General features: G+C 38.5%; 15 protein-coding genes and 1 riboswitch. Of the genes, 9 read left to right on the forward strand and 6 right to left on the reverse strand.

Annotated elements, in window-relative coordinates; genetic code table 11:
* Positions 1–106 precede the first annotated feature (106 nt).
* A riboswitch (glycine riboswitch) is annotated at positions 107–194 on the forward strand.
* A gap of 175 nt (positions 195–369) precedes the next feature.
* Positions 370–1,614: a D-amino acid dehydrogenase gene (locus tag ACB088_RS05025; RefSeq protein WP_092707040.1), complete on the forward strand. Its 1,245-nt coding sequence runs from the start codon at positions 370–372 to the stop codon at positions 1,612–1,614.
* Between the two features lie 44 nt (positions 1,615–1,658).
* Here ACB088_RS05025 and ACB088_RS05030 read toward each other — a convergent pair whose 3' ends face one another.
* Positions 1,659–2,303, reverse strand: a complete 645-nt coding sequence (locus tag ACB088_RS05030; protein ID WP_213031122.1) for a hypothetical protein — start codon at positions 2,301–2,303, stop codon at positions 1,659–1,661.
* A gap of 99 nt (positions 2,304–2,402) precedes the next feature.
* Here ACB088_RS05030 and ispF point away from each other — a divergent pair, with 99 nt between their 5' ends.
* Positions 2,403–2,894, forward strand: coding sequence for a 2-C-methyl-D-erythritol 2,4-cyclodiphosphate synthase (gene ispF, locus ACB088_RS05035; RefSeq protein WP_092707170.1), 492 nt, complete (start codon positions 2,403–2,405; stop codon positions 2,892–2,894).
* Here ispF and ACB088_RS05040 read toward each other — a convergent pair.
* From ACB088_RS05040 to glnL, 5 genes are all read right to left on the reverse strand, one after another.
* A complete protein-coding gene (locus tag ACB088_RS05040; protein ID WP_375038192.1) occupies positions 2,882–3,406 on the reverse strand; it encodes a protein tyrosine phosphatase family protein in 525 nt (174 codons plus the stop codon). The two genes, ispF and ACB088_RS05040, sit on opposite strands and share 13 nt — an antisense overlap.
* Positions 3,407–3,605: 199 nt before the next feature.
* Entirely contained in the window at positions 3,606–4,520 is a 915-nt protein-coding gene (argF, locus tag ACB088_RS05045; RefSeq protein WP_003652194.1) for an ornithine carbamoyltransferase, read from the reverse strand.
* Between the two features lie 112 nt (positions 4,521–4,632).
* A complete protein-coding gene (locus ACB088_RS05050) occupies positions 4,633–5,286 on the reverse strand; it encodes a TetR/AcrR family transcriptional regulator (protein ID WP_005039977.1) in 654 nt (217 codons plus the stop codon).
* Between the two features lie 254 nt (positions 5,287–5,540).
* Complete coding sequence (glnG, locus tag ACB088_RS05055; RefSeq protein WP_017392217.1) at positions 5,541–7,034, reverse strand: nitrogen regulation protein NR(I); 1,494 nt, start codon at positions 7,032–7,034, stop codon at positions 5,541–5,543.
* Positions 7,021–8,130, reverse strand: a complete 1,110-nt coding sequence (gene glnL, locus ACB088_RS05060; protein ID WP_003652188.1) for a nitrogen regulation protein NR(II) — start codon at positions 8,128–8,130, stop codon at positions 7,021–7,023. The genes glnG and glnL overlap by 14 nt, the downstream gene beginning before the upstream one ends.
* 341 nt (positions 8,131–8,471) lie before the next feature.
* Here glnL and rimO point away from each other — a divergent pair, with 341 nt between their 5' ends.
* The 7 genes from rimO to rseP all read left to right on the forward strand — a co-directional run bounded on the left by rimO (position 8,472) and on the right by rseP (position 15,369).
* Positions 8,472–9,815 carry a 30S ribosomal protein S12 methylthiotransferase RimO gene (rimO, locus tag ACB088_RS05065; protein ID WP_375038193.1) on the forward strand — a complete coding sequence of 448 codons (1,344 nt, stop codon included), beginning with the start codon at positions 8,472–8,474 and terminating at the stop codon, positions 9,813–9,815.
* A 49-nt stretch (positions 9,816–9,864) separates the two neighbouring features.
* Positions 9,865–10,593, forward strand: coding sequence for a UMP kinase (gene pyrH, locus ACB088_RS05070; RefSeq protein ID WP_003652185.1), 729 nt, complete (start codon positions 9,865–9,867; stop codon positions 10,591–10,593).
* A gap of 85 nt (positions 10,594–10,678) precedes the next feature.
* Positions 10,679–11,233 carry a ribosome recycling factor gene (frr, locus tag ACB088_RS05075; RefSeq protein WP_004791853.1) on the forward strand — a complete coding sequence of 185 codons (555 nt, stop codon included), beginning with the start codon at positions 10,679–10,681 and terminating at the stop codon, positions 11,231–11,233.
* 5 nt (positions 11,234–11,238) lie between these two features.
* The gene (uppS, locus tag ACB088_RS05080; protein ID WP_005039983.1) at positions 11,239–11,991 is read left to right on the forward strand and encodes a polyprenyl diphosphate synthase; all 753 of its coding nucleotides are present in this window, start codon (positions 11,239–11,241) and stop codon (positions 11,989–11,991) included.
* A complete protein-coding gene (locus ACB088_RS05085; RefSeq protein WP_375038194.1) occupies positions 11,991–12,815 on the forward strand; it encodes a phosphatidate cytidylyltransferase in 825 nt (274 codons plus the stop codon). Before uppS ends, ACB088_RS05085 begins: the two co-directional genes overlap by 1 nt.
* A complete protein-coding gene (ispC, locus tag ACB088_RS05090; RefSeq protein WP_375038195.1) occupies positions 12,816–14,012 on the forward strand; it encodes a 1-deoxy-D-xylulose-5-phosphate reductoisomerase in 1,197 nt (398 codons plus the stop codon).
* A 1-nt stretch (position 14,013) separates the two neighbouring features.
* Positions 14,014–15,369, forward strand: a complete 1,356-nt coding sequence (rseP, locus tag ACB088_RS05095; RefSeq protein WP_375038196.1) for an RIP metalloprotease RseP — start codon at positions 14,014–14,016, stop codon at positions 15,367–15,369.
* Positions 15,370–15,382 lie beyond the last annotated feature (13 nt).

Here is a 15,382-nt window from a genome sequence, read left to right on the forward strand (position 1 = left end):
TTATAATTAAATTAATGATTTATAACTTGATAATTGTTGGTACAAAAGTTTACAAGAAAAGAATGCGTTTTTTTTAAAGTGGCAGATACATTGCTTATATAAATACAAAATTATTGCGGGAGAGAGGTTCGAAAGAACCCGCCGAAGGAGCAACAAGCCCGGAAACTCTCAGGCAGAAGGACTGTAATAATTAAAAAATCTGGAGAGAAGCTTAGATTTATAAGAATTGAAAATAATAACTTATAAATTATAAACTCACCGAAGGGGAAGATCTAAACGTTAAAAGGTAACGTTGGGGTCGAAACTCTCAGGTACCAATGACAGATGGGCTGTACTGATGAAATGTTTTGCATTTCTGAGGAGTCTGTTATGCCACATGTTATTGTGATAGGTGCGGGAATCACAGGGGTTACCTCTGCCTATGAATTATCACAACTAGGTTATCAAGTCACAGTGATTGATCGACATCTATATCCTGCAATGGAAACATCATTTGCCAATGGAGGGCAATTATCGGCTTGTAACGCCGAAGTATGGAACCAAAAAGCTACTGTAGTTAAGGGCTTTAAGTGGATGAGACAAAAAGATGCACCGTTACTACTGAATCCTTCATTTAGTTTGCATAAGTATAGTTGGCTGGTTGAGTTCTTATCCCATATTAAAAACTATGAAGCTAATACGATCGAGACGGTTCGATTGGCATTACTCGCCCGTAAGCGTTTGTTTGAAGTTGCAGAAAAAGAGCAACTTCAGTTTGATCTGGAGAAACGTGGCATTCTTCATATGTATCATAGTAAGGCCGATTACGAGATCGCTAAACAAGTCAATGATGTCTTGAATAAAGGTAAATTGGAGCGCTATTCAGTTTCACCTGATGAAATGAAAACGATAGAGCCATCGTTAACAGGTGAATATTTTGGTGGCTATTACACGCCAAGTGATGCAACGGGGGATATCCATAAATATTCAACCTCTTTGGCTGAAAAAACTAAGCAATATGGTGTTCAGTATAAATTTGGTCTGGAAGTCACGGATATTAAGTGTCATACAGACAAAGTGATTGTAAGTTGTCAACCAAGTGCAGAGCACCCTTATCTTGTTGAATCCGATAACATCCAGATCGAAGGTGATGTGCTTGTGGTTTGTGGGGGTGTAGGGAGTTATCAACTCGCCGATATGATTGGTGAGCGAGTAAATGTTTATCCAGTAAAAGGCTATTCAATTACTGTGCAATTAAAAGATGAGCAAAGTGTGAAGAATGCACCATGGGTAAGTTTACTAGATGAAAGTGCCAAAATCGTGACTTCTCGTTTAGGTAAAGATCGGTTGCGCGTGGCAGGGACTGCTGAATTTAACGGTTACAACCGCGACATACGGGCTGACCGTATTCAACCATTGGTAAATTGGGTGAACCGTAATTTCGATATTTCAACCGAGCATGTGGTGCCTTGGGCGGGTTTAAGACCTATGATGCCTAATATGCTGCCTGTGGTGAAGCAGTCTAAACAACCGCGTATTTTCTATAATACCGGACATGGGCACTTAGGGTGGACTTTGTCTGCGGCGACAGCAGTTTTAGTGGGGCAGGATATTGCTCAAAAATATCCAGTTTAGAAAGTAAAAAGCCAGTGTTTAAACACTGGCTTTTATTTTACGTATTAATCATATAGTCGGTAGATTCCGCTAAACCGCTCACAGCCTTTTTGTTGGGTTTTCACACTAAGTAAAGCTTTTTGAAAATTAAACTGATATTTACAGTTGTGCTCATTGTCTAAAATTTCACTTTTTTGTTCAGGCGAACTATAGGCCATCAAAGAAATCGTTTGAGTTTCTTTGCGGTTATTTGGATTGCGGTATGCGATTCCTTCAATCTTGATTTTATCCTTTGCAAGCTGATGGACTTGAATGTGAACAGGTTGTGCAGCTATACGTCCATTTTCAAACCTAAGATAATGTTGGGTAAGCGTTTGCTTAAGTGATGCATAAAAATTTAGGTCATCAGTACGTAAATCAAACTGTTGCTGAACGCATGTATTACTCTTGCATTGCTGAGTATGCTTAGACCATAACTTTTGTGTATCCTGTAAAAGCTGTAAGGGGGCATCAGTAACTAAATATGCGGAAAGATATTTATTATCGAGTTGTTTCTTCGATTCACTAAATGTTTTTGAGCAGATTTTAAGCTCAGTTCCAGAATTGGGGCAGTCTATTGATTCTGCAAAGACAAGAGATGAACACAAACAACTCAGTGTCACGGCAAAACTTAATCTTTTCAATTGATTCATATCAGTATTAGACAGCATGATCGCTTATACTTTCAGTCTACTTTGCTAGGTGTACTATAGCGAAACAGAAAGGCTGAATACAAGATTTCTTACGTTTTTATGGAAGGTAATAGTTATATGGTTGCTCAAATTCGCATTGGACAAGGAATGGATGTGCACGCCTTTGAAGCGGGGGACTTCGTTACATTGGCTGGCATTCAAATTCCACATACACATGGCTTGAAAGCACACTCTGATGGCGATGTGGTTCTTCATGCTCTGTGTGATGCTTTGTTGGGTGCTTTGGCACTTGGAGATATTGGACAACATTTTCCTGACACTGACCCAGAATACAAAGGTGCAGACAGCCGAGTATTATTAAAGCATGTTTACCAACTCATATTGGATCGCGGTTATCAGTTAAATAATGCTGATATTACGGTGGCTTGTGAGCGTCCCAAATTAGCTAAGCATAATTTGGAAATGCGTCAAAGCATTGCTAATGTTTTAACTGTAGATGTTAATCAAATCAGTATTAAAGCGACGACAACCGAAAAACTTGGGTTTACCGGTCGTCAAGAAGGTATTTTAGCTACAGCAACTGTTCTAGTCTCTCATCACACTAAGTGATCGACTTGTTGCAAAGACTGTTGAAGCTCTAGAGTTGCCTTACGGCCTTGTAGCTGTAAGGTAATGCTATGAATAAGTCCTGTCCAAGTTTCATTAGGTTCCCAAATTTCGTGGAGTAAATCTTGAGAAGTGGGCATATCCATATTCATATAAAATTGTCTATAGACATACATAAGGCAACTAGCACGATCGTTTTTAGTACAGTGAATCCAGACAATTTCATTCTGGACTAAATGATTAATGAGATCGAGTACTAATAAACATTGCTCAGCAGATGGGGTCTCCCAGTCAATTGGAATATGGATATAATTTAAACCGAGGTCTAAACAAATGCGATCTTCATTTTCAATATGATTTGGTGCGTTACTTAAAGCGAGATTAATGACTGTACTGCAACCATATTCTTTAATCAGTTTCAGTTGTTCGATTGAGGGTTGAGCTGAACTAAATAAGTGCTCATGAATAACAGAAAAAGTAGGGATTTGAGCTAATGATTGTTCAAGAGTGGTCATGATCGTACTCAGCAAGAGTGAGTTTGGCTTATTGTGTTCAATGTTATACACGATTATATATGAGAGATAAAATACGGCTTGCTTATATATTCGTCAGCCTAAACAAGAATATTAAAAAAATTATACTAAACAAAAGAAGTAATTGAGAAAATAAAAAAACAGCACGATAAAAGTGCTGTTTTTAAGAAAGAAATTAAGCTTATTTCAGATGCTCATTTAGTAAAAATTCCATCAAAGCTTTTTGTGCATGTAAACGGTTTTCAGCTTCATCCCAGACCACTGCATTTTTATGATCTAGCATTGTTTCAGAAATTTCTTCACCACGATGGGCAGGTAAACAGTGCATGAATAAACAGTCAGGATGAGCAAGTCCCATTAATTTTTCATTGACCTGAAAAGCAGCAAAGGCTCTTTCACGAAGCTTCTGTTCTTCTTCTTGTCCCATGCTTGCCCATACATCTGTCACAATGAGGTCAGCATTTACAGCAGCGTCTTCTGCATTGTCAAAAACTTCAACACAATGACCAAACTCTGCCAGAAATTCAGGTTTAGGCTCATATCCTTTCGGCGATGCAATTTTGAGTTTAAAGCCCATCATGTGTGCAGCTTCAATATATGAGTTACACATATTATTGCCATCACCAATCCAAGCAACAGTTTTGCCTTTAATGCTACCGCGGTGTTCATTATAAGTCTGTAAATCTGCAAGTAACTGGCAAGGATGATGGTCATCTGTCAAACCGTTAATAACAGGAACTTTTGAATAAGATGCAAAACGTTCAACAATGTCATGACCGAAAGTACGAATCATCACAATATCAAGCATACTTGAAATTACACGTGCTGAGTCTTCAATCGGTTCACCACGACCTAATTGTGTGTCGCGAGGCGATAGAAAAATCGCACTACCACCAAATTGATTAATGCCTGCTTCAAAAGAGATACGTGTACGCGTGCTTGATTTCTCAAAAATCATTCCCAATACTTTACCAACAAAAGGTTGGAATACCTTATTGTCATGCTGCATTTTTTTAAGCTCGCTTGCGCGTTCTAAAATGCGATTAAGTTCTAGAGTGGATAGATCACGTAAAGTCAGGAAATGTCTTAGAGCCATGTAGCTACTCCATAATAATTGTTAGGAAATACAACAATTATCTGTTGTTGGCTGGGTGGATGTGGAAAAAAAGAAGTCTACTATACTATAAGCATTTTAAAATGCAAAAGAATTAGACTTTATGGTGGCCCTTGAGGAAAATATCTACGCAATATTCAATATAATCAATAGCTTCTTTCTCATCAGGTAGAGCGGGCATACCCATAATCATACGCCATTCAATATCGCGTAAAATCCCAAAATACATGAGTGAAGAATAATAGGGAGAATTGCATGTAATTTCCCCTGATTTATCTGCAGACTCTAATGCTTGGGTAAGCGTGTTTTGTAAATTGTGTACCCATTTGTCATATAGGTATTGTATGAGCACAGTATTACACTCGGTCTGTTCGATAATAAGTCGTAAAAAAGCAACATGTTCGGGTTGAATAATGTGAACATAAACACGATTGAGTGTTTGAATAAGATATTCTCTTAAAGTACTTTTTTCTGGTTGGAATGGAATACATACATCTTTAAAAAACATTTCACGTTTATGATCACAAATAGCGGCAAAAAGCCCCTCTTTATTGCCAAAATATTTATAAATAGAAGCCTTAGAGCCACCGGCATGATTAACAATGTCATCAAGTGAAACTGCATCATATCCTTTTTCCAAGAACAGCTCGGTCGCGCTTAACAGAAGAGCTAAACGACGTTCAATACCGCGGCGTGTTTGAGGTTTTTCACATACTGAATGATGTGACTCAAGGACTGAATCATGCATAAAATTTCATAACAACGACTAACTTTGCTTATTTAGTATAGCAAAACTATCTTTAAGGATGGTCATCACTATTTTTTTAGATCAACTGCTGAACAGTAAATAAAATAGCATTAGAATTAACTTATATAAAATAGTTGGTTAGATCTATTTTTAGGGTGCTCTAATCATGTAACCTGATGTTCATTTTTAAATTTGATAAAAAAATAAAGCGGCTAAGACATCCTTAGCCGCTTTTAATTTAGGTAATAAGCTTTTTAGGCTTCAGTTTGGGTAACCTTATGTTCATCTTCTTCATCATCGTCAGCAGAATCCATTCCAAGTTCTTTTAACTTGCGAGTTAGGGTGTTGCGGCCCCAACCCAGTAATTCTGCTGCGTGGCGTTTACGCCCGCGAGTTTGCAGTAATGCTGCATTAATTAAGGTACGCTCAAACATTGGTGTAGCGATATCCAAAATCTTCATTTCACCATTCTTAAGCTTTTGAATTGCCCATTGGTTTAACAGTTCATCCCAATGATGTAGTGAAATGCGGTCAAATGAAGGTGCAGGTTGCCCTGATTCACTATTTTTTTGTAGTGGAACTTGTTTGAGTTCAGAAGGTAAATCTTCTGGATAAACTTCACGTCCAGTGATCATTACTGTTAACCAGCGGCACGTGTTTTCAAGTTGTCGAACATTGCCGGGCCATGGCAACTGTTGCATATAATCTGTTGTCTCGGTACGTAAGATTTTTGGACTTACGCCAAGCTCTTTACCTGCACGCGCAAGAAAGTGCTGAGCTAGCATTGGGATATCTTCACTGCGATGGGCAAGTTTAGGAATGTGAATGCGAATCACATTTAAGCGATGATATAAGTCTTCACGGAAGCGACCTTCATTTACCAGTTTTTCTAAATCCTGATGTGTGGCTGCAACGATTCGAACATCAACTTTAACTGGGATATGTCCACCTACACGATAGAACTCACCGTCAGCGAGTACGCGTAGTAGTCGAGTCTGTGTTTCAAATGGCATGTCACCAATTTCATCAAGGAATAGTGTTCCGCCATTTGCTTGTTCAAAGCGGCCTTGATGCTGGGTGTTTGCACCTGTAAATGCGCCTTTTTCATGACCAAATAACTCAGTTTCAATCAAGTCTTTTGGAATTGCAGCCATATTTAAAGCAATAAAAGGCTTTGCACGGCGTGGAGAGTGTTTGTGTAAAGCATGCGCGACTAATTCTTTACCTGTACCTGATTCACCATTAATTAAAACGGTAATATGAGATTGAGATAAACGGCCGATGGCGCGGAAAACCTCCTGCATTGCCGGAGATTCACCAATAATTTCTGTTGATTGAACAGGTAAAGCTGTTTTTGTAGCTTCTTGCTGTTGTAGCTTGTTGATATGCAGGATTGCACGATTTACTAAGGCTAAAGCTTCATCAATATCAAATGGCTTTGGTAAATATTCAAATGCACCTGTTTGGTAGCTTGAAACAGCAGACTCTAAATCGGAGTGTGCAGTCATAATAATGACAGGTAAATCTGGATGAGTGTTTTTGACTTTAGATAAGAAAGTTAACCCATCAATCCCAGGCATGCGGATGTCAGTTAAAATGACATCGGGAGCGTCATGATGCAAGCGTTCAAGCGCAGTTTGAGCTTCTTCAAAATTGGTAACATCAAAACCCTCTTCTTTAAAAGTTTTTTCCAATACCCATCGCATGGCGCGATCATCATCAATAACCCATATTTTATTTCGCGACACGGTCTGACTCCCAAGGTAAATATAAGCTAAAAATAGTTTTTCCAGGAACAGATTGGCATTCAATCATTCCGTTATGTTGATGCATAATATTCTGTGCAATACTCAGGCCAAGCCCAGTACCTTTTGCTCGTCCAGTAACCAACGGGTAAAACACAGACTCTAAAATACTTTCAGGAATGCCTGGTCCATTATCTTCAATGTCGACCCGAACGGTGGATCTATTCAGTACACCATTAATCGTAACAAGACGCTGTATTCGCGTACGTAGAATTAACTCTGGTTCCTGATCTATAAAAAATGCTTTGTTTTCTGTAATGGCTTGAATTGCATTTACACTAATATTGAGCATAACTTGTATTAACTGATCTCGATCGGCATTAACATCGGGTAAAGACAAATCATAGTCTCGTATAATCTTAATTTTCTTCTTTGTCTGGTTTGCAATAAGAGAGCGTACTCGTTCTAAGGGTTCGTGTACGTTAACATTTTCATAGCTTGGTAGTTGTCTAGAACCTAACATGGTATCAGCCAAGTTGGTTAAACGATCTACTTCATTAATGATGACATCGGTGAATTCAGCATAAGTCTTATCATTTAAACTACGAGCGAGTAACTGGGTTGCTCCCCGAATACCTGCAAGTGGGTTTTTAATTTCATGTGCAACACCACGCACGAGTTGTCTAGCGACTTGATGCTGTTGAACCAGATTTTCTTCTTTTGAAATCTTTAACATGCGATCAATTGGGTTAAGTTCGATCAACAGTAATGGATGATAGCTTTTACCTGCATTTAATTGAGAAACTGTGTAATCCACATGAAGGTCTTTAAAGTTGACATTAATGACAGCTTCTCGACGCGTATAGGGTTGTCCGGTTTTTATGGTGTTCAATAAAGCTTCATGCGTATTAAAAGTATCGTCAGGGGCATGAAGCAAGTTTAAAACGGGCTGTCCTGAAGCACGGAGCAAACTAATGTCAAATAGGGCTTCACAGGCTGAATTTAAATAAAAAATGTTCAAGTTACTATCGATTAATAAAATCGCAGTAGTTAAATTGTCTACCAATAGGCGATAGTCGATAGGGTTGTGTTGATCCATTAGCGAATCGTTCCTGTCTTAAAATAGCGCAATGGCATCTTCTTGGTTATCGGATTTTCACCGTTATAGAACATGAACGATGCAAAATATACGCCAACTTTGTTTATGGGTTCTTTTAAAGTTTTAAGGTACTTAAAAACGCGCTGAAATCGTTCTTTATATCTTTTGATCAAAGCAGATGGCTTAAGTTTAGATAATAACATGATCTAAATTGGTGCAAAGATGAGTTTTGGTGCAAATGTTGGTTGTATTTTGGTGCATTACACAAAGAGTAGGCTTTCCACCTATGCTTGAGACAAGAAAAGACATACAATACGCGCATTCAAGTGGAGCGCAGATTCATGAAGACCCCCAAAGTCGGTTTTGTTTCTTTAGGTTGTCCTAAGGCATTGGTAGATTCTGAACGAATTTTAACTCAGTTAAAGACTGAAGGTTATCAAGTTGCATCAGATTATGATGGTGCTGATTTAGTAGTTGTTAATACCTGTGGTTTTATTGAATCTGCGGTACAAGAGTCGCTAGATGCAATTGGCGAGGCCATGAGTGAAAATGGTCGAGTGATCGTTACTGGGTGCTTAGGTAAAGATGAAGATAAAATTCGTCAAATGCATCCAAACGTTTTAAAGGTTACTGGTGCAGCAGCTTATCAAGATGTGATGGAAGCTGTACATGAATATGTACCAGCACCACCTAAACATAATCCGTTTATTGATTTGGTTCCTGAACAGGGAATTCGCTTAACACCAAAGCATTATGCCTACTTAAAAATATCTGAAGGATGTAACCATCGTTGTACCTTCTGTATTATCCCAAGTATGCGTGGTGACTTGGTTTCTCGTCCAGTCGGTAGTGTATTAGAAGAAGCTGCTGCACTTAAAAGAGCGGGTGTTAAAGAAATCTTGGTTATTTCTCAAGATACATCAGCTTATGGCGTAGATACCAAGTACAAACTTGACTTTTGGAATGGTCAGCCTGTTAAGACAAAATTCTTCGACATGTGTGAAGCTCTAGGCCAATTAGGCATCTGGGTGCGTTTACACTATGTTTATCCATATCCACATGTGGATGCAGTAATTGATTTAATGGCACAAGGTAAAATCCTGCCATATCTAGATATTCCATTCCAACATGCAAGCCCACGTATTCTTAAGTTAATGAAGCGTCCGGCTCATAGTGAAAATACACTAGAAAAAATTAAGTTGTGGCGTGAAAAATGTCCTGATCTTGTGATCCGTTCTACTTTTGTGGTGGGTTTCCCAGGTGAAACTGAAGAAGACTTCCAGCTGTTGCTTGATTGGTTGGTTGAAGCTCAACTTGATCGTGTGGGTTGTTTTACCTATTCACCAGTAGAAGGTGCAACGGCAAATGATTTGCCAGATCATGTGCCAGAAGAAATGAAACAAGAGCGTTACGAGCGCTTTATGCAAGTTCAGCAAGAAATTTCTGCTGCCAGATTGCAAAAACGTATTGGTCAAACGATGACTGTTTTGGTCGATAGTTTAGAAGATGAATATCCTGTTGCCGTTGCACGTTCTTATGCTGATGCTCCGGAAATTGACGGTAATGTGTTTGTAGAAGATATCGATAAGAACACTATTCAACCGGGCGATATGTTGGAAGTCGAAATTACCGATGCGGATGAATACGATTTATTTGCAAAGTTAATTAAAATTAAATCGGTTTAATCGAAATATATTAAAGAGCATTCAGTTTAAGAGGTTTTGGAGCAAAGTCATGGCGGAAACAATTAGCCCTCGTTATTCACGTATTCTATTAAAATTATCTGGTGAGGCATTGTCAGGTAATAAAGACATGGGTATTGATGCCCAAGTTTTAGATCATATGTCCCTTTCAATTGCACACTTGGTTGGCTTGGGTGTACAAGTGGGTATCGTTGTGGGTGGCGGTAATTTGTACCGTGGTAGTCAGTTGCAAAAAGATGGCCTAGTTGGTCGTGTAACAGGCGATCAAATGGGTATGCTTGCAACTGTAATGAATGGCTTAGCTATGCGTGATGCTCTAGTTCGTCGTAATATCAGAACTCGTCTTATGTCTGCATTGCCAATTGGTACGGTAGTAGAGTCTTATTCAAGTCGTGATGCTATCCGTCATTTGAGCCAAGGTGAAGTTTGTGTTTTCGTTGCAGGTACAGGAAATCCATTTTTTACAACGGATACAGCGGCATGTTTACGCGGAATTGAAATTGAAGCGAATTTGATTTTAAAAGCGACTAAAGTAGATGGCGTTTATAATAAAGATCCAAGTAAATTTGAAGATGCTGTTAAATACGATCATTTAACCTTTGATCAGGTGTTAGATGAAAAACTTGGTGTTATGGATTTAACCGCTATTTGTTTATGTCGAGACCATAATGTGCCATTGCAAGTTTTTGATATGAATAAATCAGGTGCGTTATTGTCAGTAGTAATGGGTGAAAAAGAAGGAACGCGCGTTACTAAATAATGTACGTGTTACCTAAAGCTCTTTATACTAGCGCTAAATTAAATTTGTTAAATATATCTTTGAATAAATAAGTAAGGTAGATCATATGATTAACGATCTGAAAAAAGACAGCGAACAGCGTATGTTAAAAACTCTAGAGTCTTTGGAACTAGGGTTTGCTAAAGTTCGTACCGGCCGTGCACACCCATCAATCTTAAATGGTGTGATGGTTCCTTACTACGGTTCTGATGTGCCTTTAAATCAAGTAGCAAACGTGGGTATCGAAGACTCTCGTACACTTATTGTTCAGCCATTTGAGCGTACAATGGTTTCAGCTATTGATAAGGCAATCCGTGAAAGTGATCTTGGTTTAAACCCGATTACAGCAGATGCAATTCGTGTACCTTTACCAGCATTAACTGAAGAAACTCGTCGTGATATGCAAAAAGTTGCGCGTAATGAAGCTGAAAATGCAAAAGTTGCGATTCGTAATATTCGCCGTGATGTATTGGGTGATATCAAAGCATTGCTAAAAGAAAAAGAAATTTCTGAAGATGATGAGCGCCGTGCAGGTGATGATATTCAGAAAATTACTGACAAATATGTTGCAGAAGTAGACAAGCGTCTTGCAGCGAAAGAAGCAGAATTGATGAAGGTCTAATTTTTATGACCGATTCTGAAGAGTATCATCTTCCCAAGCATGTTGCCATCATTATGGATGGCAACAACCGCTTTGCAAAAAAAAATCAAATGCAAAAAGGTGATGGGCATCGTGAGGGTAAAAATGTTCTTGATCCTATCGTTGAACATTGCAAAAAAACTGGTATTCGTGCTCTAACTGTTTTTGCATTTTCAAGTGAAAATTGGAATCGACCGCAGTATGAAGTCGATCTGCTTATGAAGCTTCTGGAAGAAAGTATTCATGAGCAAATACCTCGCATGAAGAAATTTAATATTGCTTTGCGTTTTATTGGTGATCGTTCTCGATTATCCTCACACTTAGTTGCCTTAATGGAAGATGCAGAGCAACAGACAGCACACCATGACACTATGACCCTAACTATTGCAATCAGCTATGGTGGGATGTGGGACATTGCAAATGCAGCAAAACAGGTTGCTCAAGCAGTTGCCCGTGGTGAATTTGGTGCTGATCAAATAAATGTTGATTTGTTCGAAAAATATGTCAGTCTAAACGATCTACCAGCTGTGGACCTATTAATCCGTACAGGTGGAGATTATCGCATATCTAATTTCTTGTTATGGCAAGCAGCTTATGCGGAACTGTATTTTACGGATACTTTATGGCCAGAATTTACAGTAAAAGAGTTCGATCATGCATTGAATGTTTTTTCAGGGCGTGAACGTCGTTTTGGCAAAACATCTGAACAAATTCAGCAAGAGAAAATAGAGAATTTATAATGTTAGAGCGGATTGTTACCGCATTGGTACTTGTTGCAGTTGTTTTAGGCTGTATGTTTGCTACGCAATCACATTATCCAATGTTGGTTCTTATGATTGTTGCAGCAGGGGTTGCGGGGTATGAATGGTATAAATTAATGCCTCGCGAAACTGCAAATGCTGTTAAACCTAAAGCTTGGTGCTACGGTCTGCTTGTTGCATTTGTTTCAGGTGTTGCCCTATTTTTTCATGATATTGCATTACTTTTGTGGTCTGCTTCAATTTTGACTTGGATTGTAAGTGTATATTGGGTTAAGTCATTTCCTGAATTTGATGGCTGGTATAACGCGACCTTGTATGTGATTGGCATAATTTTAGTCTGTGCTGCGGTAACCTCAATTTTTGTAGTATGGCAGAGCTCACCATGGTGGTTAATGTATCTGTTCTTGCTCGTATGGGGCGCAGATAGTGGTGCTTACTTTGTTGGTCGCAAATTTGGGAAAAGAAAACTAGCTCCGACTGTAAGCCCTAACAAATCAGTGGAAGGTTTGTACGGTGGTCTTATTACGACCGTAGTAATAATGTTGGTTGTGCAATATCATTATCTAAATTTAACTTTAATTCAGCAAATTCTGTTTCTTATATTGTCATTAATTACAGTGTTTGGTTCAGTTTTGGGTGACTTATTTGAATCAATGATTAAACGTCGTGCCGGTATTAAAGATTCTGGCCGTGTTCTACCTGGTCATGGTGGTGTTTTAGATCGTATTGATTCTTTACTTGCTGCAGCCCCGATCTTTGCAACGGGAATGTATATATTAAAACTTATTGGTGTAGATTTATAGATGACACAATCTGTTTGCATATTAGGTGTAACCGGTTCCATTGGTCAAAGTACCTTAAAAATTTTAAATCAACATCCTGATAGGTATTCAGTGTTTGCAGTTTCAGCTCATAGCCGAATTTCTGAGTTGGTTGAAATTTGTAAACAGTTCCAACCAAAAGTTGTGGTTGTTCCAGAGCAAAAAGTTGTCGAATTAACAGCATTATTTGCGGATAATAAATTACAAAATATTGAAATTCTGGTTGGCCAGCAAGGTCTGGTAAGCATTGCTTCTCATCCAGATGTTGATGTGGTTATGGCTGCAATTGTTGGTGCCGCAGGTTTGTTGCCCACTTTGGCTGCTGTAAAAGCTGGCAAGCGGGTATTATTAGCGAATAAAGAAGCTTTGGTTATGTCTGGTGAAATCATGATGCAAGCAGCACGTGATCATCAGGCTTTGTTATTGCCAGTAGATTCCGAACACAACGCTATTTTTCAGTCATTACCTCATAATTATTTAGAAGCCGAAAGAAATGGGCAGCCACAGCAGGGTGTATCTAGAATATTATTAACAGCCTCTGGTGGCCCTTTTTTAAACCATTCTTTAGAGCAATTAAAGGAAGTTACTGCTCAGCAAGCCTGTAAGCATCCAAATTGGTCTATGGGGCAGAAAATCTCAGTTGACTCGGCTACTCTTATGAATAAAGGGTTGGAGTTGATTGAGGCGTGCCATTTGTTTTCAATATCTGAACATTTTGTTACAGTTGTTGTTCACCCACAAAGTATTATTCATTCTATGGTGCAATATGTTGATGGTTCAACATTGGCACAAATGGGTAATCCAGATATGTGTACGCCAATTGCGCATGCTCTAGCATGGCCTGAGCGTTTACAGACTAATGTTCCTGCTTTAAATTTATTTGAGTATTCTCAGCTTAATTTTCAAGCGCCAGATATTCAAAAATTCCCAGCACTTGATTTGGCACGTCAAGCAATGCGTGAGGGAGGTTTGGCACCTACTATTTTAAATGCCGCAAATGAAGTTGCTGTTGCTGCATTTTTAAAGGAACAAATTGGATTTACAAATATTCCACAAGTGGTAGAACATACTTTGCAAAAATTGGAAAATTCAGTTGCTGAAAATATTGAGTGCATTTTAGATAAAGATGAAATAGCACGACACGTAGCACAGCAATACATATCAAGTATAGGAGGCTGAAATGAGCGCATTATTTATGATTGCAGCTGCAGCTCTTTTACTTGGTCCTTTAATTGCAATCCATGAGTTCGGCCATTACTGGGTGGCACGAAAACTAGGTGTTAAGGTTTTAGTATATTCGATTGGTTTTGGACCTACCTTACTCAAATGGACATCAAAAAAATCTGGAATCAAATACCAGCTTTCAGCTTTACCATTAGGCGGCTATGTCAAAATGCTCGATGAGCGTGAAGGTAATGTTGCAGAGCAAGATTTACCTTATGCATTTAACCGCCAAAAACCATGGAAACGTATAGCAATTGTTGCAGCTGGTCCCTTAATTAACTTGATTTTTGCTGTCTTACTTTTCTGGATCTTATTTTTACCAGCACAAGAACAACTAAACACTAGAGTTGGTAAAGTCATACCAAACTCACCAGCAGCCACTGCACAAATGCAAGTAGGTGACAAGATTATTGCGGTTGATGGAAAAGAAACGCAAACTTGGGAAAAGCTTAATTTTGCCTTGATTGATCGTGTAGGTGAAACTGGTAGTGTAAATGTTGATGTGGACCGTGCAGGTACTGAAAAAAATATTGTTTTACCGATTAAAGACTTCTTGAAAAATCAGAATGAATCAGCTTTAGATGTGTTAGGTTTTTTACCATATCGTCCTGTTATTCCAGCTGTTGTCACTGAATTGACTCAAGATGGAGCTGCAATTCGTCAAGGAATGAAAGTAGGCGATCGTATTATTTCAATTAATGGTCAAGCAATGAAAGACTGGTTTGATGTTGTAGAGGTAGTACAACATTCTCCAGAAAAATTACTCAATATTGATGTTTTACGTAATGGTCAATTAGTTCATTTGCAAGTCATGCCTCAAGGTAAACGGGATAACATGGGGCAAGTGAGCGGTGTTCTGGGCGTAAAAAGTGATGCAGGAAAAATTACAATTCCTGACGAATATAAGCAAACAATTCAATATACTCCAATACAAGCTTTTGAGATGTCACTAGATAAAACTGGTCAAATCTCTAGCATGATATTGAGTTCAATAGTAAAAATGGTTAAGGGTTTAATTGGTTTAGAGAATCTTTCTGGACCAATTACAATCGCGAAAGTAGCAGGACAAAGTGCAGAAATGGGATGGCAGACTTTTATCTCATTTATGGCTTTAATGAGCGTAAGTCTTGGAATTTTAAATTTATTACCAATTCCAATGCTAGATGGTGGACATCTTGTTTATTACATTATTGAAGCTATTCGAGGGAAGCCTGTTTCTGAACAAATACAAATGTTTGGTCTAAAAATTGGTATGGTACTGCTCGGTAGTATGATGCTTTTGGCTTTATTTAATGATTTTATGCGTTTGTAAACGTATATGGACT

Origin of the sequence: Acinetobacter sp. RW6, assembly GCF_041956835.1 — a bacterium.
In the GTDB taxonomy this organism is placed as follows: Bacteria; Pseudomonadota; Gammaproteobacteria; order Pseudomonadales; family Moraxellaceae; genus Acinetobacter; species Acinetobacter calcoaceticus.

Excerpts from the sequence above, each read along its gene's own strand:
- ACB088_RS05030 (WP_213031122.1), bottom strand. The coding sequence starts at position 2,303 with ATGCTGTCTAATACTGATATGAATCAATTGAAAAGATTAAGTTTTGCC.
- rimO (WP_375038193.1), top strand. The coding sequence starts at position 8,472 with ATGAAGACCCCCAAAGTCGGTTTTGTTTCTTTAGGTTGTCCTAAGGCA.
- ACB088_RS05040 (WP_375038192.1), bottom strand. The coding sequence starts at position 3,406 with ATGACCACTCTTGAACAATCATTAGCTCAAATCCCTACTTTTTCTGTT.
- ispC (WP_375038195.1), top strand. The coding sequence starts at position 12,816 with ATGACACAATCTGTTTGCATATTAGGTGTAACCGGTTCCATTGGTCAA.
- ispF (WP_092707170.1), top strand. The coding sequence starts at position 2,403 with ATGGTTGCTCAAATTCGCATTGGACAAGGAATGGATGTGCACGCCTTT.
- ACB088_RS05025 (WP_092707040.1), top strand. The coding sequence starts at position 370 with ATGCCACATGTTATTGTGATAGGTGCGGGAATCACAGGGGTTACCTCT.
- argF (WP_003652194.1), bottom strand. The coding sequence starts at position 4,520 with ATGGCTCTAAGACATTTCCTGACTTTACGTGATCTATCCACTCTAGAA.
- rseP (WP_375038196.1), top strand. The coding sequence starts at position 14,014 with ATGAGCGCATTATTTATGATTGCAGCTGCAGCTCTTTTACTTGGTCCT.
- pyrH (WP_003652185.1), top strand. The coding sequence starts at position 9,865 with ATGGCGGAAACAATTAGCCCTCGTTATTCACGTATTCTATTAAAATTA.
- glnL (WP_003652188.1), bottom strand. The coding sequence starts at position 8,130 with ATGGATCAACACAACCCTATCGACTATCGCCTATTGGTAGACAATTTA.
- frr (WP_004791853.1), top strand. The coding sequence starts at position 10,679 with ATGATTAACGATCTGAAAAAAGACAGCGAACAGCGTATGTTAAAAACT.
- ACB088_RS05085 (WP_375038194.1), top strand. The coding sequence starts at position 11,991 with ATGTTAGAGCGGATTGTTACCGCATTGGTACTTGTTGCAGTTGTTTTA.
- uppS (WP_005039983.1), top strand. The coding sequence starts at position 11,239 with ATGACCGATTCTGAAGAGTATCATCTTCCCAAGCATGTTGCCATCATT.
- ACB088_RS05050 (WP_005039977.1), bottom strand. The coding sequence starts at position 5,286 with ATGCATGATTCAGTCCTTGAGTCACATCATTCAGTATGTGAAAAACCT.